The following is a 21227-nucleotide window of genomic DNA, read 5'->3' as shown; positions in this document are numbered from 1 at the left end:
AGGCTAACAAAAGTCTCAACTCTAGATCATCCCTCTATGCCTTATCCCAATATTCTCTCACCGCTAAGCTTAGGTTTTACGACTCTTAGCAATAGAATCATTATGGGTTCAATGCATACTAATTTAGAAGAGCAGCCTGATGGTTTCAAACGACTGGCTGCATTTTATGCGCAGCGAGCCGCTGGCGGCGTGGGTCTAATCATTACTGGTGGAGTATCGCCCAATAGCTCAGGAATTTTAGCGCCTAAACGAGCTATCTTAGCAAGCAAAAAGCAAATTCCAGAACATAAACTAGTGGTAGATACAGTACACCAATACCCCACTAAGATATGCTTACAAATATTACATGCAGGTCGTTATGGCTACCACAACAAGCTAGTGGCACCTAGCGCATTGCAAGGTCCAATCGTCCCTTTTACTCCTCACGCCTTAGATGAAACGGAAATCGAACAGCAGATTGAAGACTTTGTAAACTGTGCAGAACTTTCAAAACTGGCAGGGTACGATGGTGTAGAAATCATGGGCTCTGAAGGCTATTTGATTAATCAATTTTTATGCTTACATACCAATATACGGACCGATGGCTGGGGCGGCAGCTTTGAGAATAGAATTCGTTTTCCCTTAGAAATAGTTCACCGCATAAGAAAAAGACTTGGTAATAACTTTATTGTTATTTTTAGGCTTTCAATTCTAGATTTAGTAAACGATGGCAATAACATTGAAGAAGTAATACAGCTTGCTCTTGCCCTTGAAAAAGCAGGCGTAAATATAATTAATAGCGGTATTGGCTGGCATGAAGCGAGGATCCCAACTATTGCGAGTGTTGTGCCTAGAGCAGCATTTAGGTCCATCACTGCAGCAGTTAAGCAACACATTAATATACCAATCGTGGCGTGTAACCGCATAAATACACCAGAGGTAGCGGAAGCGATATTAAAAAATGATGAAGCTGACATGGTTTCTATGGCAAGGCCATTTCTAGCCGATAGTCATTTTGTAGAAAAGGCAAAAAATGATGAGGCACATACAATCAACACCTGTATTGCTTGTAATCAAGCCTGCCTTGACCCCATCTTTAAAGGAAAAGTTGCCAGTTGTTTAGTGAATCCAAGAGCTGCATTTGAAACCACTCTGACATTTCCCCCAACGGTAATATCAAAACATATCGCTGTTGTGGGTGCTGGCCCAGCAGGCGCCATGTTCTCTATTTATGCCTCGCAACGAGGCCATAAAGTGACACTTTTCGAGGCATCAGAAAAACTAGGTGGCCAATTAAATTTAGCGGCAAACATTCCGGGTAAGGCTGAATTTAAAGAGTTTCTTCGTTATTTAAAGGTCTCCATTAATAAAAATAAGGTTGAACTGAAACTAAACACCCTTGTAAATACCGCAGAATTAAATAGCTTTGATGAGGTAGTTATTGCAACCGGCACTCAAGCTCAAAAATTGGATATACCTATTTCTGAAGATGCGAATGTCTTAAGTTACATTGATATAATCGAGCAGCCACAAGCATTGGGAACTAAGATTGCAATTGTAGGCTCGGGGGGAATTGCCTTTGACGTAGTCACTAAGCTCACTACACCAGAAATCGAGCATTTGTCTTTAAATGAACAAAGTGACATTTTTGCAAAACATTGGGGAATTGACTTAAGTAATCAAATTAGGGGCGGGAAAAAAGACATACCAGCAGTACCTCAACTAACATCCAATATTACCATGTTGCAAAGATCCGTTCGTAAGCCAGGTACAGGCCTTGGGCAAACTACGGTTTGGATACACAGAGAAGAATTTAAGCGAAAAAACATTAAGACTCTAACAAAAATACACTACCGTGAGGTTAGTGCTAAGGGCTTAGCTTTGGAGAGCAGAGGTAAAGAGTTTGTTCTTGAAGCAGATACCGTTATTATTTGCGCTGGGCAAAAGAGTGACACCAGCGTTGATTATCAGAATTTAACTATACCTTATCACCATATTGGTGGCGCCAAACAAGTTAAAAATTTGGACGCAATGTTAGCAATACGCCAAGCAGCAGAGCTGGCTTCATCCATATAGCAAAGGTCCAAAAGAGTAAGTAATAGATATTGTGATTATATTTTTAAGTAAAATTTGGCGATTATTTGGCACTGGCTTTTGCTTCGCTGTTTTTGGTATTGGGGGCATAATCATTGCTACATTATGGTTACCTTTTTATAGGATCCGATATAAAAATAATGAAGAAAAACGCAAACAAGCCTGCCGCTATGCGGTACATCTAACTTTTAAAAGTTTTGTCTGGCTAATGTATGTGGTGGGGGTTACAAAAGTCGACACTAAGGGGGTAGAAGCCTTAAAAAGGGTCAAAGGAAAAATAATTATTGCCAATCACCCTTCTCTTATCGACGTGGTGGTATTGATATCCATAGTCAAAAACGCCGACTGCATAGTTAAACAGACACTTTTACAGAATGTTTTTACTAGAGGAATCATCAAAAATACAGGTTACATCAGCAATGCCGATCCAGAAGATTTGATAACAGATTGTAAAACCTCATTGGAAAAAGGCTGTAACCTGATTATATTCCCTGAAGGAACCCGAACCTTGCCCGGTGCAGATTTTGATTTTAAAAGAGGTGCAGCCAATATCGCATTGCGTTGTGAGAAAAATTTTCAGCGAGTGTTAATAGAAGTAACACCACCAGCACTTACAAAAGGCTTGCCTTGGTACAAAGTCCCAGATAGAAAGATTCATATGAAATTAGTGATTTTAGACGAAGTAGATACCAGTAATTACCCAGCTGAAACTATCAGTAAGTCGGTACGTCAATTAACTAGAGATATCCAGCAAACTTACAGAGAAGACTTTGCACAGTTTAATAAAGTTTATGAGCAACATGAATCTTAAGACACACTTATTCGATACTAGTCCTAGATTAAAATGCTAGCTTTTCAACTAGACTCAGCGAGTTCATAAATTGCCTATTCTATTAACTGTTCTGGCTGTACTGTATCCAATAATTGCTTATTTTGGCCTTAAATACTGTAACCCTAGTATTGTCTCGGCTTTACTCATTTTATTGTTAACTCTACGATTTGTATTAGATAAATCTAGCTCCCGTAAACATAAGCATTTCAAGCTGGTATTTGGTGGAGTACTGACATTATTATTGTTTTCATTGATTTCTAATTCTGACTACGGTATTAAATTTTACCCCGTCGCCATGAGCTTAATGTTTTTCTCAATATTTACCTATTCTTTAATTTATCCCCCCACTGTAATTGAACGTTTTGCACGCATTAAAAAGAAAAATCTTTCAGACTATGGCGTTAGCTATACCCGCTTTTTTACCAAGGTATGGTGCGTTTTTTTCATACTGAATGCATGTATTTCGTTTTACACAGCTTTGTATAGCGACATTGAAATTTGGACTCTATACAATGGCATCATATCTTATATTTTGATGGGCATACTAGGCGCATCAGAGTGGTTAATTAGACAAACCGTAAAACATAAGCACTAAAGTTTCTAGGCTTGAAAAGGGAATATAAATGCGGCATTTTTTCTCACCATTACTTTTTTTATTTACCTTACATTGCCCGATATTGCATGGCTTTGAACTTCCTTGGGCCAACCAAAAGCACATTCAGGGTAATTTTATCCAAGAAAAACACTTAGCAGCTTTAAGTCGACCTTTTGTTACCCAAGGTAAATACCATTACTCACCTGAAACAGGCTTAGTATGGAATACCCTTAAACCGGTCAACAATTTTCTACTTATCAACCAAGATGGTGTTTCAGAAAAGCAAGCGGACGGTAGTTTTAAAATGCTTACGACTGATGCCAATTTTAGCGCCATGTTACTACCAGTTTTTAGTGGAGATCCTCAAAAGTTAACTCAATATTTTAAAATTTCGGAAAATAGTAAAGGGTTAACCCTAGATCCTATTGCTCCCAAAGTATCCAGTGTTATGCAGACCTTAGATTTAGTAATCACCGAACAAGCTTTGCAACAGATAATCCTGCATGAATCTAATGGAAACGTAACTAATATATACTTAGAGGCAAACACTCACCCCAAAGAAAAAGGTCAATAACCCAGTGATAGCGTTTTCAAATAATCGCTTAATCATCACCCTCTGGGTAATACTAACTAGCCTAATGGCCAGCGCATTGGTTTATAAATCAGCTTCTGGAGGCATTACTTTTGACGCCAATATACTCAATGTATTAGACCTAGGTGATGAAATGAATGACCTCACTAAAGCCGCTGCAGAGCCTTTTAAAACCAAGGGATTATTGCTTATTCAGCACCAAGAACATCAAGAGTCTAAAACAACTTTAACAAAAATTGCAGAACAGCTATTAGCTACAGGGCTAGTTCAAACAGCTAGCTCTGAACCTAGCAAAGACTTTGATGTGAATGAGTTAGCCAATATTTATTCCAGTTACCCTTTAGCTTTTTTGAGCCAAGCTGCCACTAAAGCCAAGAATAACAACGATTATTCCCACATAGTAGACAATTACATGGGTCTAATGAGTGCCCCTTCAAACCCGCTAGTATCATTAACAATTAATAAAGCGCCTCTTCTTAATGTTGCAGATTGGTTTGCAGATAAATCCTCTATTAATCGGTGGCAACAAGATCAAGGGTTTACCTATATAGAGCATGAAAATAAAAGGTATTACCCATTATTTTTAAACTTTAACCAAGCAGCGATTCAATTAGATACAGTGGTAGCTACCATAGCGCAACTAGACAAGTTAGTGGCTCATTACCAAACACCAAACATGGAGATTCTATCTAGCGGTTTAATGTTTCACTCAGCAGCGATAACATCTCAAGCAAGCTTTGAAACCCAACTATTCGGCGGGATATCAATAGTAGGTGTATTACTACTAACCCTTGTTAGCTTTAGAAGTATCCAACCTTTAATTTGTATAAGCTTATTGCTAGGTAGTGCATCGCTATCAGGTATGTTGGCGCTTACTTTAGTATTCGACAATATCCATATTTTATCGTTAGTTTTTGCAGTAAGCTTGATTGGTGTCGCTGTCGACTATGGGTATCACACACTATTAACAGCTAAATATACAGGGTTTAGAAATAAACAGTTAAGAGGGTATATTGCACCCGCTATTTTCGTCAGTGGTGGAACGACTATTATCAGCTATTTGCTATTACTTTTGCTACCCATTCCTTTATTACAACAAGTCGCTGTTTTTATTGTTGCAGGCTTAGCCTTCACCATAATTACAGCTTTAACCTTGATAGTACATTGGCCTTGGCAAAGTAAGCCTGAAACTCATCCCCCAATCCATGAACTAGAGTTTCAACCACAAGGCTTCAAAGTTATATTAGCAGGGCTAATTTTATGTTGCTTAGCTGCCGCTCCTACCTGGTTTTTTCAAGATAACATTAACGCATTCAACAGCAGCCCAGCTCACCTAGTTAACAATGAGAAACGGGTAAGCCAGATTATAGGTAATCAACAATACCCAAGGTTCATTTATACCAAGGGCGACAACCAGCAACAAATATTGCAGCACTTTGAGCAAATTAGACTGGCTATTAATAAGATAAATGATGAGGGATTTGAATTACTCGGTATTGACCAATGGGTGCCTTCAATTAACACCCAACAAGCCAATATTAAGTGGTTACAACTTGGTTTAGCACAAGGAAAATTAACGCCTATCACTGACTTTATGACGACTGAGTCTGTATCAAACCTCAATGCCTCATCAGACAGTTTCATGACGATAGAGCAGCTACCTCAAGCAATACTTAAACTCTACCCAGCAATAACGGCTAAAGAAGGTAACCAAGTAGGCATATTAAGTTACATGGGGCCAATAGACCCAAAATTTTTACAAACTCTGCAACAGCAATTAGACTTTCCAGTACATTACTTTGACCAACCAACAAAATACTCAGAAGCTCTTGCAAAATTGCGAGAGTATTTACTGTTGTTTTTGATGCTAGCCGCCGGTGCTTTATTATTATTAATGACCTTAAGATATGGTTATTTACAAGGTTTAAAACTTGCTGTCATACCCATAGTCACAGCACTGAGCTCTTTAGCTTTGAGTCACTTACTCTTAGGTTATGTGACCTTGTTTAACTTGTTAGCTTGTATTCTGATCATCGCCTTAGCTGTGGATTATGTGGTGTTTTTAATTGAACACGGCAAACAACAGCATGTAATAAAAGCCATAAGCCTATCAGCCGCCACATCGGGCATTGCCTTTGGCATGTTTGTATTTAGTAGTACCCCCGCGATTTTACAATTTGGATTAACTATATTAATAGGGGTAATCATAGCGTGGTCTTTGTGCTTCACCCTGCCAACGACAATCTTAAAGCGGAACCAATAATAATGAGCCCAAATTCTTTTAATTTCGGGTTACTCGTTATTACCCTGTGTTTATTGTCTTGCAATACATTAAAACTGCAATCTAACCAAGTAAAACTCAGCGAACAGGCCAGCTATTTTATTCAAGCCGTGCCAGATGAGCTAGTGGGCCACACTTCTTTACAAAAACTTCAGGTGGCAGAGCAAGATAACCAACATGAATTTTTGCTACAAACCGAACTAGCTGAAGATAGTATTCAAATGGTAGGTTTTAGCTTATCTGGTATTGAACTATTTCAACTTACTTGGCGACAAAATGATGAAGTGGTGGTTAGCAAAAGCATAGCAATGTCAGATATTCCCGCACAACAATTACTCGCCTACTATCAACTTTGTAATTGGCCCCTAGTTGATATAAAAAATGGACTAATAGGCATTGATGTTCTGTTAAGTAACGGTCACAGCGCTAAACGCGAATTTTTCGAAAGCGGGAGTCTTAGTTTTTCGGTTACACAAAATAAGCACATAACTCAGCTAATTCATCATTTAGACAATTACCAAATAACAATTGAAACCTTAGATTAATGATTGAATAGCAAGGCATTTAATGTTGTGATCATGTTTCTCAGTATTAAATTTTTATTATTAAGGACTAACAATGAAAGTATTATTAGCTGGCTTGGTATCTTGCCTATTAATATCATCAAGCGCATTTGCCAGAGACGACAGAGTAAAATTTCCAATCGAACCGCTACTTAGCTCTACCAAAGCCAAACAAGCATTATTGAGTGTTCCAGTATATTTTGCTGGTCAAGCCCATGCAACACCAAGTAATACTTGGGGTGAAGTTACAACCAGCAAAAAAACCAATGCGTTTAATAAATCAGACCAAGAAGCCTGTGAATGGGTTTTACTTTCTGCAATCAAAGCTCTGCAAGAAAGCGCTTTAAAAAAAGGCATGAATGCCGTTATCGATATAAAGTCGAACTATAAGCACCAGGAGTTTTCAAGTAGTTCAGAGTTTGAGTGTGGCGCCGGAAAGTTCCTCGCCGGAGTCGCATTAAAAGCGACTTTAGTTACTCTGCCTTAAACAATATTCCTCGTATTCTGGCATGCAAGTAATGGAATACGAGTGCTCATTACTGAGTAATATTCAAAGTACCACTATATAACGATGACCATTCTATGATTTTCTCTATTCTAGTTGTTAAAACGAAATCGTTGCGATAGATGCAAGAAAATATGATTGATATAGAAGTTAAAAATGTTAGTTATCAATATAAAGAAGCAGAAAGGCTCTCTTTAGAAAGCATTTCATTGATTATACCTTCAGGTATCTGTTTGGGACTCATAGGCCCCAATGGTGCCGGGAAATCCACACTATTATCAATTCTTTCTGGATTACTGCAACCTTCGTCTGGTGCTATAACCTTTACAAAAGATAAACAAGATATTGTAAATCAAAGGCATTTTATTCAAGAAAACGTAGCCTTAGTTCCTCAGGAATATGCATTCTATTTTCCACTTACCGTGATGCAAAATCTTGAATACTTTGCCAGCCTATGCGGTTACATTTCAGCTCAACAACAAAGTGCAATCCAAAGAGTGATACAAGAATGTCAATTAGAGAACGTACTCACACAAAAGTCTAAATCTATATCAGGGGGCTACAAGAGGCGCTTAAATTTAGCAATTGCATTACTCAAAGACCCACAAGTTTTATATTTAGATGAGCCTACTGTAGGGGTAGATCCTGTATCCAGAAAAGCTATTCTAGCCCTAATCGAGTCTCTCAAAAAGCAACATAAAACCATCATATTTACCTCTCATATGCTGAGTGAAATTGAAGCACATTGTGATGATATTTATATGCTTAAAGGTGGCCAAGCATTTCAATTTGACAAAATACAGAGTAACAGATTACTCAAAGTCACATTTACACATACCTTAACCAAGGCGATTGAACGAAAAGTCGAACGTCTAACAGGGTGCCAAATTAGTCAGAGAAACACCTTAGAATGCCAAGTACAAAAAGATGAAACCCTTTGGCAAATAATGCAATTGCTACAACAAAGTGAAGTCGGTATTCACAGCATGCAGTTAGGGCAAAACTCCCTAACCGATCACTATCTTACGTTAATGGGCTCCCATGATACTGCAGAGCATTAAAAAGGAATTGCGCGTGGTATTTAGTGACCTGCACAGTATTGCGGTGTTATTTATCATGCCTGTCACTTTTATGTTACTGATGACATTTGCCATGAGTGGCCGTCAGTCAGATATGCTTGACTCAGTTAGTATTTATGTAGAACAACAACCCCAACAACATGAAAAGCTCTACGTCCAATATTTGACTAAGTTAGGGTATCACTTCGCTGACTCTTCAGATTCTGCAACTGCCACATTATCCTTCAGTCACACCTTCAACGACAATGTATTCACTAGCCGCGCAAAAAATTTGCTTGTTGTTACATTTAGCGCCAACGCTTCAATCCCTGTGCAAACTATTATTCAGCAACACTTAGAATTATCATTTGCTAGAGTAAAGTTACACTTATACATGCTGGAAACCGAAGAATTAGATGCTGATTTACCTTTAGAACAACAAATGCAGCAGATTGTTAAACAATCAGATACATCAGAATTAATAACAACTGAAACAGGATCTTTATTACCCGTTATTAGCTACAGTATTCCCTCTTGGTTAGTGTTTGGAATATTCTTTATCGTATTACCAATTTCCATCACTTTGGTAAATGAAAAACAAAGCGGCACACTAATACGCCTAAAAACATTCCCAATCAACATGTACACTTACTTTTTTACAAAGCTAACTGCATTTTACTGTATTAGCTTGGCTCAGTTCTTAGTATTAGTTTTCATTGGATTACGGTTAGTACCGTTAGTGGTCGATTCGGCTCCCATAACCTACAGCCAAATATTACATATTATTCCTATGGGCTTATTTATTTGTTTTAGTGCCGTATGTTTTGCAGCTATTTTTTCAGCTTTAGTGAAAAGTTTTGAACAAGCTATCGTACTCGGCGGTGGTATAAACATCATCTTAGCTGCTTTAAGTGGTTTTATGGTGCCCTTGGATGTGATGCCACCAAGCTTGCGTGAAGTCGCTCAATTTTCTCCTATGTATTGGGCCGCCGAACTAATCAAACAGAATATGTTTTACACCACAGCAAATAATTCAGTACAACAAATTATGCTACTTTGCCTTTTCAGCTTGGCATCTTTAGGTGTGGCGTCATTTTTATTTAATCGTAAAGTTAGGGATTTATTATGGAATTAGATGCGATAAAGAAACAATTAAAACAGCTAATAATAGTTGAGTGTGACAAAGAAGATGATTTGTCATGGGAAGATATAGAAGATGATGAGCCACTCTTTGGAAAAAAGTCAAACGTTGGCTTAGATTCATTAGACGCATTACAGTTAGCGTTAGTACTAAAAGAACATTTTGGTATAAAAGTAGAGGGCTCAAAAGAATCACGTAAGCACCTACATTCAATATCCAGTATTGTTGATTACATCCAAAGCGTAAAACAATCATAAAGATGGCAATTTATATTCACTCTAGTGTTTCTCACTCAGCTTGCGGCAATAGTGCAACTGACTCATTAACTTTTAATGATCGCCCCAATATTTCAGTTGCTATGCCTAACCAAGAAAATGTTCCTTTTTATGGTATGCACAGCTTAAGTATCGATTCATCTGAAGCAAGAGTGTTTACTACTCTGACGAAGGTTACTCGTCAATTAATTGATAAAAGTGGCTTAAGTCAAGAAGACCTTAAACACACAGCTTTAATGTTGGGTTCAACTTCGTTAGATATTGGTACAATAAAACCTAGCCCAGACCCAGATATTTGGGTACCTAAGATAGATCGTCTCAGCGAGCATCTGCAACGTAAACTTGGGTTAAGCCATTGCCATATGGTATTTAATACAGCGTGTACGGCAAGTATAAACGCACTACTTTATGGTAAAGGTTTACTTGAAAACACTAATATAAAGCAGGTTATTATTATTGGTTGTGAGTTTTACAATCACCTCACCCTCGATGGCTTTCACTCTTTAGACTTAATATCAGAGAACAAAATAAGCCCATTCGAATACCAAAGAGATGGCTTAATGTTAGGAGAAGGAATAGGCGCGCTGCTATTAAGTAAGACGCCACCTAAGCGCCAACACTACTTTAGTGTTTTAGGTGGATATTCAGCCTGTGATACATCTAGTTTAACTATGACGGCAGAAGACGGTAGTCATATTAATTCCGTGTTAGAACACACGGTGGAAAACTCAGGCTTGCATCTAACTGATATCGATCTCGTTAAAGTACACGGCACGGCAACTTACAATAATGATGTTTCTGAATACCATGGCCTGAAACAATTTTTTGACCCCCCCCCTCCCATCATTGCGCTCAAACCCTATATTGGACATACACTTGGAGCATGCGGCGCACTTGAAATTGCCCTTATGGATGAATTATTAAATACACATTATTTACCTGTACCAGACACTCAAGATGAAAATCTTATGCTCCCTTTTGCCCCTGTTTCTGGGCAGCTTAATACTTACAAACATATTCTAATCAATCATTGTGGCTTCGGTGGGAATAATGCAGCCCTCGTTTTAAAGGCAGAACAAGCATGAAGTTGACTATTATTCGTCAAGCTCACTTTACCCACCCCCGCTCTATGGACAACAAAGAATTACGGCAACTAGTAAAATCCAATTTTGATGTAGCAGTGCGTAGAATGGATAATTTTACCCTTGCAGGACTAGCTGCGGTAGCCAAGTTAAAGCTAGAGGTTAGCAACCCAGATACTTCATCACTTGTAAGTTGCGCCCCATACTTTTCAGTTGAGTTAGTTCAAAAATTAATTATTGATGGGCATTCAGGAAAATCTATTCGCCCCTTAGACTTTGTTTCTACTGTTGGTAATGCCGCTAATTTTTACATTGCCAAAGAGTTTAATATTCACGGTAGCAATTTATTTTTAGGAGCAGACAAACAAGCTCTAGAAAAGGCCTTATTGATCAGTTCTATAGAAGTAATATCTAAACCCTCACAACGAGTCATTATTTTATTGTGGCAAGAAACTCAAAGTGAAAGAAATTGTTATGCCCTGTTAGCGAAAAATGCTGAGAGTACAGCTATCGCTGATATAGAAAATTTTAGTTTCGACGCCATACGAAATGCTAGTAATGCAACGCCTTTTGTTATCGATATTGGGGAGCCTAACTCTCTGTTTTAAGATTTATTGCGCTTTTTCTGTTGCAACTTTATATGTATTTCTGTTGTGATAGGGGTAACCTCAAAACAAGCCCCAGATGGTAAAGGCTCACCAAAAATTAAAATAGGGTTGTTAGCAAAACCAACGGGTTCTTTAGGCAATCCCGTAGGGCTTTTATCTAATTTATTATTACCATTTACATCCACAAAACTACGGGCGCACATTTCACCTAGCTCAACATTTTTCAATATAAAAAACTGTGTATTCTGATTCCCATTCATCTCAAATTCATGGTTAGCAATAGCAACTGTATGCTGCCAACTTTCTTTAAAGTCTAAGTCGCTAGCAAGCTTATATAGCTCAATATGTAACTGAGCTTGTTTAGGTTTTTCACTAGTGACCTGCACCTTTATATCAACAGCAAAAGCAGTAGAGAGAGTTAACATGAACAACAAACATAATAAGAATATTTTGGTTACAAGAATTGATATTTTCATCATTAACTAAGAGTTCACATTGAGGTATGGTTCAGTATAATACTGGTTTACTGAGGAAGGAACAATCAGCTAATCCATGCGTAAAATACTGACTATTTGTTATACCCAAACAGGGCAATTGTCTAAAATTAAAGACTCTATCTGCCAGCCACTTGAAGATTCTAAACAAATCTCGATGGAAACAATCGTAATCAAACCTAAGGTAGCCTTTCCTTTTCCGTGGCCCTTTTTAAAGTTTTTTCGTATTTTTCCAGAAACGGTTGTGATGGAGCCAGTAGAACTAACCCCCATCACACCACAATATGATGAATATGATTTAATTATCCTGACCTATCAAGTTTGGTTCTTATCGCCATCTATCCCAATTGCTTCTTTTTTACAATCAGCACAAGCCAAAGCATTGTTTAACAATACACCCGTGGTGACCGTAATTGGTTGTCGAGGAATGTGGTTAATGGCCCAAGAAAAAGTAAAAAGCCTACTTGGAAGTCTGAACGCTAAATTAGTAGATAACGTAGTGTTAAGTGATGATTGTGGTGCATTTTTTAGCTTTTTAGCCACGCCATTATGGATGCTTACGGGCAACAAAAAACCTTTATCATGGGTGCCACCAGCTGGTGTGGGCGAGCAAGATATTATTGATGCGAAACGTTTTGGCGAAGCCATAAGGCAACGCTTAGAGTTCAACCCAGAGCCTGTGCAAGAAAGCATGTTAGCAGGTTTAGGTGCCGTCAAAATAAACGAGAAATTGATTGCCAGTGAAAGAGTCGCCAGCCATAGCTTTAATATTTGGTCAAAAATATTACGTAAGCTTGGCCCACAAGACAGTAAACGCAGAGCCATTGGGCTTTCGGTATACGTAACCTTTTTAATATTATTGATTCTCACTGTGGTACCTATTAGCGCGTTACTTAAAAAGCTAATTTCACCCCTGACTAGAAAAAAAATTGTTGCACAAAAGAAATACTATGCGGAACCATCAGGAGAGTAAAAATTTGGAAAACAGCATCTATATTAATAAGTTATCTGCAGCCCTTCCGAACGAAGCTGTTAGTAACAATGAGATGGAAACACGCCTAGGTCTAATCGGAGATAAAAAATCTCGTGCCCGCGCTGTGATACTCAGAAGTAACGGCATTAAACAACGTTATTACGCCATAGATCCAGAAACTGGCGAGCAAAATTACACCAACGCAGAATTAGCAGCTGAAGCGGTTCGAGGTTTGTTTGCTGATGACGCTGATTTAAGCTCATTTGACAGCCTAGTGGCATCTTCATCTATGCCTGACCAAGTAATGCCCAATCACGCAGCTATGGTTCATGGTGAGTTAAAAAATCCACCCTGCGAAATCGTTTCAACTTCAGGGGTGTGTCTATGTGGCATCACCGCACTTAAATATGCCTATTTGAATATAAAAGCAGGTGAAAGTAAGCAAAGTGTAGTGGTGGCCAGTGAAGTGGCATCTTCCATTATGCATGCTCGTAATTTTGACTCTGAACATCAACATAAAATCGATACCTTAGCCGACCACCCTGAAATGGCCTTTGAAAAAGACTTTTTACGCTGGATGTTATCTGATGGCGCGGGTGCCGCATTACTGAGTGATAAAGCTAATACCGATGGCTTATCTCTACGTATCGACTGGATAGACAGTTACTCTTTTGCCAACCAACTTGAAGCCTGTATGTATGCGGGTGCTGAAAAAATTGATGGCAAACTTAAAGGTTGGAATACCTACAGTGGAGCCCAAAGAGAGCAAGAGTCAATTATGTCGGTGAAACAAGATGTACGCTTGTTAAACGAAAACATAGTTAAGTTCACCGTAGAAGAAACACTCAAAAAGATTATCGCTAAGCGAGACCTTAAAACCAGTGACTACGATTATTTTGTACCCCACTACTCTTCTAACTATTTCAGAGACAAAGTGTATCAAAGCTTGGTCAATATTGACTTCGAATTGCCCTTTGAGAAATGGTTTACCAACCTACCTCAAAAAGGGAATACTGGCTCAGCATCAATTTTTATCATGCTTGAAGAACTGTTTAATTCATCTCAGTTAAAAGCCGGCCAAAAGATACTCTGTTACGTTCCTGAAAGTGGTCGTTTTTCCAGTGCATTCATTCAATTAACTGTTGTGTAATCATGCGCGAAGATAAGGTGCCCCAAGACAATAGCCCCACCTACGACGGCCATAAAAAGCTAATGTATGCCACAGATAAAGAAGGCCACTATACAGGTGTTCAATCGAGTGGCTGGGAGGTAGAGAGTTTTGCTACGTCTATGGCTGTTGAAGATTTACAGCAATTGACATTAGAGGCAAAAGCGGCAGTAAAAACCGGAGAGCTTTCTCCTTTAGCTTATCACATGCACAAACACCGCTTTGATATTCCAAACCTTTCCCAAGTCAGTGGTTTTTTTCAATGGCAAGTGAAGCGCCATTTAACACCAAAAGTATTTAATCGATTAAGCCAACGTAAACTCGAAATTTATTGCGATGTTTTTGCTTTATCAATGCGACAACTTATCAATATTGAAGACAATAATGAGTAATATGGAAAACACCTTCGTACATCGCCAGTCATCACACTGTGAAACAGGTGTTGTGGCCAATATGTTGAGCAATCAAGGGCGCATTTCCATGAGTGAACCCATGGCTTTTGGGCTAGCATCGGCACTTACCTTTGCCTATTTACCCTTTATCAAAATTAATGGGCTGCCATTAATTGCTTATCGCATGCCGCCTAAAAGTATTATCAAAGGTGTCGCTAAAAAATTGAAAATGACAGTTCATAGTCAAAAGTTTTCAAATCAAGAAAAGGGCATGGAGGCGTTAGATAGCGAGCTTAAGCTTGGCCGCTGCGTAGGGCTGCAAACCTCTGTATATTGGTTACCTTATTTTCCTGAAGATATGCGTTTTCATTTTAACGCTCATAACTTAGTGGTTTATGGGAAAAACAGCCAGGGTGACTACTTGATCAGCGATCCTGTGTTCGAAGACGTTGTCACATGTCCAGCAGACGATCTCAAACGAGCAAGGTTTGCTAAAGGTGCCCTAGCACCAAAAGGGCTAATGTATGTTTTAGAAGATAACCAAGAACAGGTTGATTTCAACGAACTTATTTATAAAAGCATTAGAAAAACAGCCAAAATGATGTACGGGTTACCTATTCCAGGCATATCTTTTTTCGGCATTAAAGGTATACATTACCTTGCCAAACAAATTCTAAAACTAGAACATAAACCTATGAAGTACACCCGTTTATATTTAGGCAATATAGTGCGGATGCAAGAAGAAATTGGCACAGGTGGTGCGGGTTTCAGGTTTATGTATGCCAGTTTTTTAGACGAAGCATCAGCATTAACAGGTGATGAGAGACTTTATGAGCTCTCTAAATTAACCACAGAAATTGGTGATAAATGGCGAGAGTTCGCCATGCAAGCTGTGTTATTTTGTAAAAAGCGCCAAGACATATCTTTGCACACTATTGCTGAGACTTTGCAAGAGTGTGCAAAAATGGAGAAACAATTGCAGACTAGATTATTATCTTTATCTGTACTTAAATAATGCCACTCTAGCCGTTACTTTCTGTATAGAAATATTAGAGGCACGCTAACTAAACTTTAAAAGGACTAAAAATGATGTTACTTACCAAATCCAAATCTATACTAGCCATAGCTATCGCAATTAGCTCAATCACCCTAGGTTGTTCTTCAACTGCTGATACCAGTAACAGTGTAATAAAAGAAGGTGCCACGCTGGTAACTCTAGTTAATTTGCACCCTGACAACAAACGAAAAATACTTTACGCGGTTAATTATCAGCTAGATGGCATGATGATCCCTATGTGTTCAAAAGTGGAAATTGAAGATATTGGCGAAAAAGAAATTGAGTTTATTTATAACGGCACAACTTACACTTACCTTTGGGACAAGCACACTAGAAAAGCGGGTGAGTCATTACTACAAAACATCTCTAACTTTATTGGCACATCCTGTGATAAAAGCAAAGTTGATTCTTTGAGTGCACTTGATCAAAAAGGCATTAAATCAGGTAAACCTAGTGTGGGCATGACCAAAGAAGGCATTTTATTCGCTATGGGACGCCCACCTATTCATGCTACATCTTCAACGGAAAGTAACACTTGGATGTATTGGTTAAATAAATTTAAAAAACAAGCAGTTGAGTTTGATGGTAACGGAGTCGTCACCGAAGTTAGACTTTAAGTCTCTTTTTTAAAACCTATAAAAAAAACGGCCTTTAGAGGCCGTTTTTATTTAAATCATCTAAAGCACCTGATGTGATCAGACCGTGCGTTTAAAAATTAATGACGTATTAATTCCACCAAAAGCGAAGTTATTAGACATAACAAAGTCAGTTTCTATCACTGCTCCATCACCAACAATGTAATCTAACTCGCCGCATAAAGGGTCTACATTCTTTAGCTGAATTGTGGGTGCAAACCAATTGTTATTCATCATATGGATACTCGCCCAAGCTTCTATTGCTCCGCATGCCCCTAAAGTATGGCCTAAATAACTTTTTAATGAGCTTACTGGCATATTGCTTCCCATAACACTGCTAGTGGCCCGTGTTTCTGCAATATCTCCTTTGCCTGTGGCAGTACCATGAGCGCTGACATATCCGATATCTTGAGCTGATAGCCCAGCATCTTGAAGTGCTAGGCGCATAGATACTGCCATGGTCTCATTATTAGGCTGAGTAACATGTAAGCCATCAGAGTTAGTACCAAATCCAACCACCTCAGCTAAAATCGGCGCGCCACGGGCGATAGCGTGTTCCATTTCTTCTAAGATAAGGGTACTCGCTCCTTCACCAATGACTAATCCGTCTCTATCTACATCAAATGGTCTAGGGGTTAACTCTGGGTGCTCTAATTTAGTACTAGTGGCAAACAAGGTATCAAATACTGCTACTTCAGATAAACACAGTTCATCACCGCCACCAGCAACCATGACTTTTTGTTTACCAAACTTTATTGCTTCATAGGCATAACCAATCCCTTGAGAGCCTGAAGTACAGGCCGAACTAGTGGTATGTATTCTGCCTTTTATACCAAAGAATACTCCAATATTTACCGCAGAAGTATGGTTCATCATTTTGATATAACTGGTAGCAGTCATTCCTGACATGTCATGGTGCTTTAACAAATCTCCAAATCCAATAAGGGGAGGAGTTGAACCTATGGATGACCCATAGGCTACACCTGTATCACCATTAGTTAACACGTCAGTACCGAGTAACTGACTCTCTTCAAGAGCAATCTCAGCGCTACGTGTCGCCATTAATGATAGACGCCCCATTGAGCGTGTTTTCTTACGAGTGTAGTGCTCAGGCACAGAGAAATCAGAGATGGGAGCAGCTAAATCTGAATGCAGCCCTTTTACGTCTTGCCATTCAGGCATACGAATAACGGCATTTTTTTTCTTTTTAAGAGCCGACTCGAAGCTTGCCCAGTTTTCACCTAAAGCAGTAATAGATGACATGCCGGTTACAACAACTCTTTTCATCAAGCCATTCCACCATTTACAGACAATACTTGTCGACTTATATAAGATGCATCTTCAGACATCAAAAACGATACCGCTCCAGCGACTTCTTCAGCTTGCCCTGCTCTTCTTAAAGGGATCATTTTCATAATTTCATCCATAGGTAACTCATCTGTCATGCCTGTATCAATTAAACCAGGTGCAACACAGTTAACTGTTATTTTACGTTTAGCTAATTCTAAAGCTAAAGCTTTAGTGGCTCCAATCACTCCTGCTTTTGAAGCACTATAATTAACTTGCCCTCGGTTTCCTATTACTCCAGAAACAGAAGCCATAGTCACTATGCGCCCTCCTTTTCGAGTTCGCACCATAGGCATAGTCAAAGGATGTAAAACATTATAAATAGCATCTAGATTGGTATGAACCACATCATCCCACTCGTCTTCTGTCATAGCAGGAAAAGCAGTGTCACGGGTAATGCCCGCATTACATACCACGCCGTAATAAGCGCCGTTATCTTCTAAATCTTTTTCTAACACAGCTTTAGTTTGGCTACGATTCGCAACATCAAATTGTAAACAATAACTTTCTTGCCCCATGACTTTGATTTCATCTACCACACTATTGGCAGCCTCAACGTCACCTTTACAATGTACGGTTACATCAAAGCCATCTTTTGCTAATCGCAATGCGGTTGCCCTACCAATCCCTTTACTAGAGCCGGTTACAATTACCCTTTTAGACATTTTTAGGTATTCTCCTTCAGATATAAATCAGGATTTTCTGGTTCGTATACATTAATTTTAGCTTCAACTAGTTTGTCTTCACCGCAAACTATTGAGCAATCAAAGACACTCAAACCATTTTCTTCTTTAAATAGCTTGGTAACTCTAGTTTCTAACTGCATGCCTAATCTAAACTCACTTACCGCAGCTTTAAAACTACGAGCGCTCACTAAAAACCCAAGAGCGACTTCACCACCTTCAGCTACCTTATTGGCATTCGCATAAGCTGCAATGCTTTGAGCTAAATATTCTAAGCCAACATAAGATGGTATCGATTTTTTTTGTGGATTATAAAAGTTACTTAGTTCTTTAATCTCTAATAAACAAGTAGCAGAGTCTTCACAGAACTCTTTTAATTGTTCAATCAAAATCATAGGGTGAGCATGTGGCACCACATCTTCTATGGCATATTTATTCATGTTCTAAACCTATAATTAAACTCACATTATTTCCGCCAAATGCAAAGGAGTTACTTAAACAATATTTTAAACCCCCTTCGATTTGGCTTTCTGCTTTGACCCAATTTAATTCAGGCATAGCAGAGTCTTTTTCACCATCCCAAATATGGGGAGGCATTTTTTGATGTTGTAACGCTAAATAACAAAAGGCGATTTCTGTTGCCCCAGCAGCTCCCAAAGTATGGCCAACACAGCCCTTAGTAGAGCTTACATAAGTGTCATTGGGAAAAACAGATGCTACCGCTATGGCTTCCATCTCATCATTTTTTGGCGTAGCTGTGCCATGTAGATTAATGTAACTAATATCTTCAGGATTAAGCTGCGCCTGAGTTAATGCATGTTGCATTGCTACTTTGGCACCAGCACCTTCAGGGTGTGGGGCTGACATATGATGAGCGTCACTAGATTCACCACCCGAGCAAAACTTAATGGCTGACTTTTTACGACTCAATACCGCTAAGGCTGCCGCTTCGCCAATATTGATACCATCACGGTTAACGCTTGATGGATTACAAATACCGTCCGATGTCGATTCCAAAGCACTAAAACCATTTACTGTCATGCCACATAATGAATCAACTCCACCGACAATAGCGACGTCTATTAACCCGGCACTTATCATCTCTGCCGCTGTTATAAATGACTTAGCGCTAGATGAGCAAGCTGTTGAAATTACTGAAACGTATCCATCAAGCTCGGCATATTCACTCAGAAACTCAGCAGGGTTTGATAACTCTTGAATACGATAGTCATAGCTATCAGGAAAGCTCTCTGCGTCAAGTCTATACCCCATTGCCTCTTCACCTTGAGCAATGCCAGAAGTGCTCGTACCCAATATAATGCCAAATCGAGTACTCGAAAATTGTAGTTTAAGCTCATTCACTAGAGGCTCAATTTGTTTATAGGCCTGTAATAACAATTGGTTATTGCGACTTTGAAAGTGTTTTGAAAACGAGCTTAATTCAGGTAAGTCTATGGTCACTTGCCCAACATATACCTTACCTTCGTGCAGTAAATCTTCACGTAATAGCATTCCACTTTGAGTTCCAGCAAATAAATTTGCCGCCACTTCATCTGCATTGCCACCTAACGGATTACATAAGCCAATACCATTAATGTATAAAGGTGTCGCGTTATACAACTAATCTGCCTCACATAGTTTAGTTAACATACGAATGCCTCGAGTTGAGCTTTTCACAAAAGGGTTGGTTTCATCCCAAGCGTACCCAGCCAAAATTGAAGTGATCATAGGCTTAACCTCTGACTCTTCATCTTGGAAAAAAATTACATTTTGAAAGCTAGTGTCATACCAAGACATAACAAAGGTTTTGAATACTTCAATTCCCTTACGTAATGGGACTTCATACTCAGTTTGCCAGTCGATAGTTTCCCCTGATAATTGACGATCTAGTAGTGTGGCAGCTGATGCTGCAGAGCGCATAGCTATAGTCACACCAGATGAAAATACCGGATCTAAGAATTCTCCAGCATTACCAAGTAACGCAAAACTAGGACCATGCAAGGATTTAACACTAGCAGAGTAACCACCAATCACTCGGGCTGGTTGTAACACTTCTGCCGTGGCTAATAGCTCACCTAAATTGTCGTCGTCATGTATGAACTTGAGTAACTGCTGCTCACAACTTTGAGACTCGTCGAAGCACTCTGGGCGTCCTACCACACCAATACTTGAGGTACCGTCAGAAAAGGGAATTAACCAATACCACACATCAGCAATTTCAGGGTGTACAGTGATCAATATTTTTTCACGGTCGAAATTGGCGTTCTTAGGGATATTATCTTTAAAGTGAGTAAATACTGCTTTTCTGTTGCTAAGGTTACTGGGTAACTCTAAGTCCAACATCCGAGGTAACACCCGCCCAAAACCGCTGGCATCCAACATAAACTTGGCGTTTAACTGGTAGCTACCTTGCTCGGTGCTAACTTCTAAGCAGGCACCTTCGACGTCATTAGTTACTGATTGAACAGTTTGCTTGTATCTAAAGTCAGCACCTGTTTTAGCTGCTTCGTCTGCTAATAACTTGTCGAATGCTGCTCGTTTAACTTGAAAAGTAGTACCTGGCCCTTCAGAGAATTTTTGCTCAAAGTTGAAATCTGAACGTTCACCTTTACGGTAGAAAGCTGCACCGTTTTTATATTGAAAGTGCAGTTCAGAGGCATGTTTAAGCAGCCCATCTAACAAACCCGCTTGCTCCACAAATTCCATACAATGTGGCAAAAGGCTTTCACCTATTGAAAAGCGAGGAAACTCCTCACGCTCTACGACTATGGTATTCCAACCTTTATTAGCTAAAATAGCGGCTGCAATAGCACCAGCTGGACCAGCTCCTATTATGACTACATCACAGGCTTCTGTATTACTCATATTCCCTA

General features: G+C 39.1%; 23 protein-coding genes. 17 read left to right on the top strand and 6 right to left on the bottom strand.

Annotated features, from left to right (window positions below; translation table 11 throughout):
* The first annotated feature begins 36 nt into the window (after positions 1-36).
* From EOK74_RS14540 to EOK74_RS14485, 12 genes are all read left to right on the top strand, one after another.
* Positions 37-2055: an oxidoreductase gene (locus EOK74_RS14540; RefSeq protein WP_133470752.1), complete on the top strand. Its 2019-nt coding sequence runs from the start codon at positions 37-39 to the stop codon at positions 2053-2055.
* Between the two features lie 31 nt (positions 2056-2086).
* Positions 2087-2884, top strand: coding sequence for a lysophospholipid acyltransferase family protein (locus EOK74_RS14535; RefSeq protein WP_133470751.1), 798 nt, complete (start codon positions 2087-2089; stop codon positions 2882-2884).
* Positions 2885-2954: 70 nt separating this feature from the next.
* Positions 2955-3500 carry a COG4648 family protein gene (locus EOK74_RS14530; protein ID WP_133470750.1) on the top strand — a complete coding sequence of 182 codons (546 nt, stop codon included), beginning with the start codon at positions 2955-2957 and terminating at the stop codon, positions 3498-3500.
* A 28-nt stretch (positions 3501-3528) separates the two neighbouring features.
* Positions 3529-4074 (top strand): outer membrane lipoprotein carrier protein LolA, encoded by a 546-nt coding sequence (locus EOK74_RS14525; RefSeq protein ID WP_133470749.1) that lies wholly within the window; start codon positions 3529-3531, stop codon positions 4072-4074.
* 4 nt (positions 4075-4078) lie between these two features.
* On the top strand, positions 4079-6355 hold the full coding sequence (locus tag EOK74_RS14520) for an MMPL family transporter (protein ID WP_133470748.1): 2277 nt from the start codon (positions 4079-4081) through the stop codon (positions 6353-6355).
* Positions 6356-6357: 2 nt separating this feature from the next.
* Positions 6358-6918, top strand: coding sequence for a DUF3261 domain-containing protein (locus EOK74_RS14515; RefSeq protein WP_133470747.1), 561 nt, complete (start codon positions 6358-6360; stop codon positions 6916-6918).
* A 73-nt stretch (positions 6919-6991) separates the two neighbouring features.
* The gene (locus tag EOK74_RS14510) at positions 6992-7423 is read left to right on the top strand and encodes an excinuclease ABC subunit A (RefSeq protein ID WP_133470746.1); all 432 of its coding nucleotides are present in this window, start codon (positions 6992-6994) and stop codon (positions 7421-7423) included.
* A gap of 152 nt (positions 7424-7575) precedes the next feature.
* On the top strand, positions 7576-8502 hold the full coding sequence (locus tag EOK74_RS14505) for an ABC transporter ATP-binding protein (RefSeq protein WP_166638781.1): 927 nt from the start codon (positions 7576-7578) through the stop codon (positions 8500-8502).
* A gap of 13 nt (positions 8503-8515) precedes the next feature.
* On the top strand, positions 8516-9634 hold the full coding sequence (locus tag EOK74_RS14500) for an ABC transporter permease (protein ID WP_166638780.1): 1119 nt from the start codon (positions 8516-8518) through the stop codon (positions 9632-9634).
* Positions 9625-9897 carry a phosphopantetheine-binding protein gene (locus EOK74_RS14495; protein ID WP_133470743.1) on the top strand — a complete coding sequence of 91 codons (273 nt, stop codon included), beginning with the start codon at positions 9625-9627 and terminating at the stop codon, positions 9895-9897. The genes EOK74_RS14500 and EOK74_RS14495 overlap by 10 nt, the downstream gene beginning before the upstream one ends.
* 2 nt (positions 9898-9899) lie before the next feature.
* Positions 9900-11000, top strand: a complete 1101-nt coding sequence (locus tag EOK74_RS14490) for a beta-ketoacyl synthase N-terminal-like domain-containing protein (protein ID WP_133470742.1) — start codon at positions 9900-9902, stop codon at positions 10998-11000.
* Complete coding sequence (locus EOK74_RS14485; RefSeq protein ID WP_133470741.1) at positions 10997-11605, top strand: hypothetical protein; 609 nt, start codon at positions 10997-10999, stop codon at positions 11603-11605. Before EOK74_RS14490 ends, EOK74_RS14485 begins: the two co-directional genes overlap by 4 nt.
* On the opposite strand, the gene EOK74_RS14480 is transcribed toward EOK74_RS14485, so the two are convergent.
* On the bottom strand, positions 11602-12030 hold the full coding sequence (locus tag EOK74_RS14480) for a DUF2141 domain-containing protein (protein ID WP_166638779.1): 429 nt from the start codon (positions 12028-12030) through the stop codon (positions 11602-11604). The genes EOK74_RS14485 and EOK74_RS14480 overlap by 4 nt on opposite strands.
* A gap of 127 nt (positions 12031-12157) precedes the next feature.
* Here EOK74_RS14480 and EOK74_RS14475 point away from each other — a divergent pair, with 127 nt between their 5' ends.
* The 5 genes from EOK74_RS14475 (at position 12158) to bamE (ending at position 16306) form a co-directional block, all read left to right on the top strand.
* Entirely contained in the window at positions 12158-13072 is a 915-nt protein-coding gene (locus EOK74_RS14475) for a dialkylrecorsinol condensing enzyme (protein WP_133470739.1), read from the top strand.
* Positions 13073-13076: 4 nt separating this feature from the next.
* The gene (locus EOK74_RS14470) at positions 13077-14222 is read left to right on the top strand and encodes a beta-ketoacyl-ACP synthase III (RefSeq protein ID WP_133470738.1); all 1146 of its coding nucleotides are present in this window, start codon (positions 13077-13079) and stop codon (positions 14220-14222) included.
* A gap of 2 nt (positions 14223-14224) precedes the next feature.
* Positions 14225-14632, top strand: a complete 408-nt coding sequence (locus EOK74_RS14465) for a DarG family dialkylresorcinol biosynthesis protein (protein ID WP_133470737.1) — start codon at positions 14225-14227, stop codon at positions 14630-14632.
* Between the two features lies 1 nt (position 14633).
* Entirely contained in the window at positions 14634-15647 is a 1014-nt protein-coding gene (darH, locus tag EOK74_RS14460) for a BtrH-related acyltransferase DarH (protein ID WP_239024126.1), read from the top strand.
* Between the two features lie 71 nt (positions 15648-15718).
* Positions 15719-16306, top strand: a complete 588-nt coding sequence (gene bamE, locus EOK74_RS14455; RefSeq protein WP_133470735.1) for an outer membrane protein assembly factor BamE domain-containing protein — start codon at positions 15719-15721, stop codon at positions 16304-16306.
* A 78-nt stretch (positions 16307-16384) separates the two neighbouring features.
* Here bamE and EOK74_RS14450 read toward each other — a convergent pair whose 3' ends face one another.
* The 5 genes from EOK74_RS14450 to EOK74_RS14430 are packed head-to-tail and all read right to left on the bottom strand — an operon-like array spanning position 16385 to position 21219.
* Positions 16385-17611: a beta-ketoacyl-ACP synthase gene (locus EOK74_RS14450; protein ID WP_133470734.1), complete on the bottom strand. Its 1227-nt coding sequence runs from the start codon at positions 17609-17611 to the stop codon at positions 16385-16387.
* Complete coding sequence (fabG, locus tag EOK74_RS14445; protein WP_133470733.1) at positions 17611-18336, bottom strand: 3-oxoacyl-ACP reductase FabG; 726 nt, start codon at positions 18334-18336, stop codon at positions 17611-17613. Before fabG ends, EOK74_RS14450 begins: the two co-directional genes overlap by 1 nt.
* 2 nt (positions 18337-18338) lie before the next feature.
* A complete protein-coding gene (locus EOK74_RS14440; RefSeq protein WP_133470732.1) occupies positions 18339-18794 on the bottom strand; it encodes a hotdog family protein in 456 nt (151 codons plus the stop codon).
* A complete protein-coding gene (locus EOK74_RS14435; protein ID WP_133470731.1) occupies positions 18787-19974 on the bottom strand; it encodes a beta-ketoacyl-[acyl-carrier-protein] synthase family protein in 1188 nt (395 codons plus the stop codon). The genes EOK74_RS14440 and EOK74_RS14435 overlap by 8 nt, the downstream gene beginning before the upstream one ends.
* Positions 19975-21219 (bottom strand): NAD(P)/FAD-dependent oxidoreductase, encoded by a 1245-nt coding sequence (locus tag EOK74_RS14430; RefSeq protein ID WP_133470730.1) that lies wholly within the window; start codon positions 21217-21219, stop codon positions 19975-19977.
* Positions 21220-21227 lie beyond the last annotated feature (8 nt).

It is taken from the genome of Paraglaciecola marina (assembly GCF_004360155.1).
Taxonomy (GTDB): Bacteria; Pseudomonadota; Gammaproteobacteria; order Enterobacterales; family Alteromonadaceae; genus Paraglaciecola; species Paraglaciecola marina.
The sequence above is the reverse complement of the archived record's forward strand: the minus strand, read 5'-3'. Positions and strand labels throughout refer to the sequence as shown.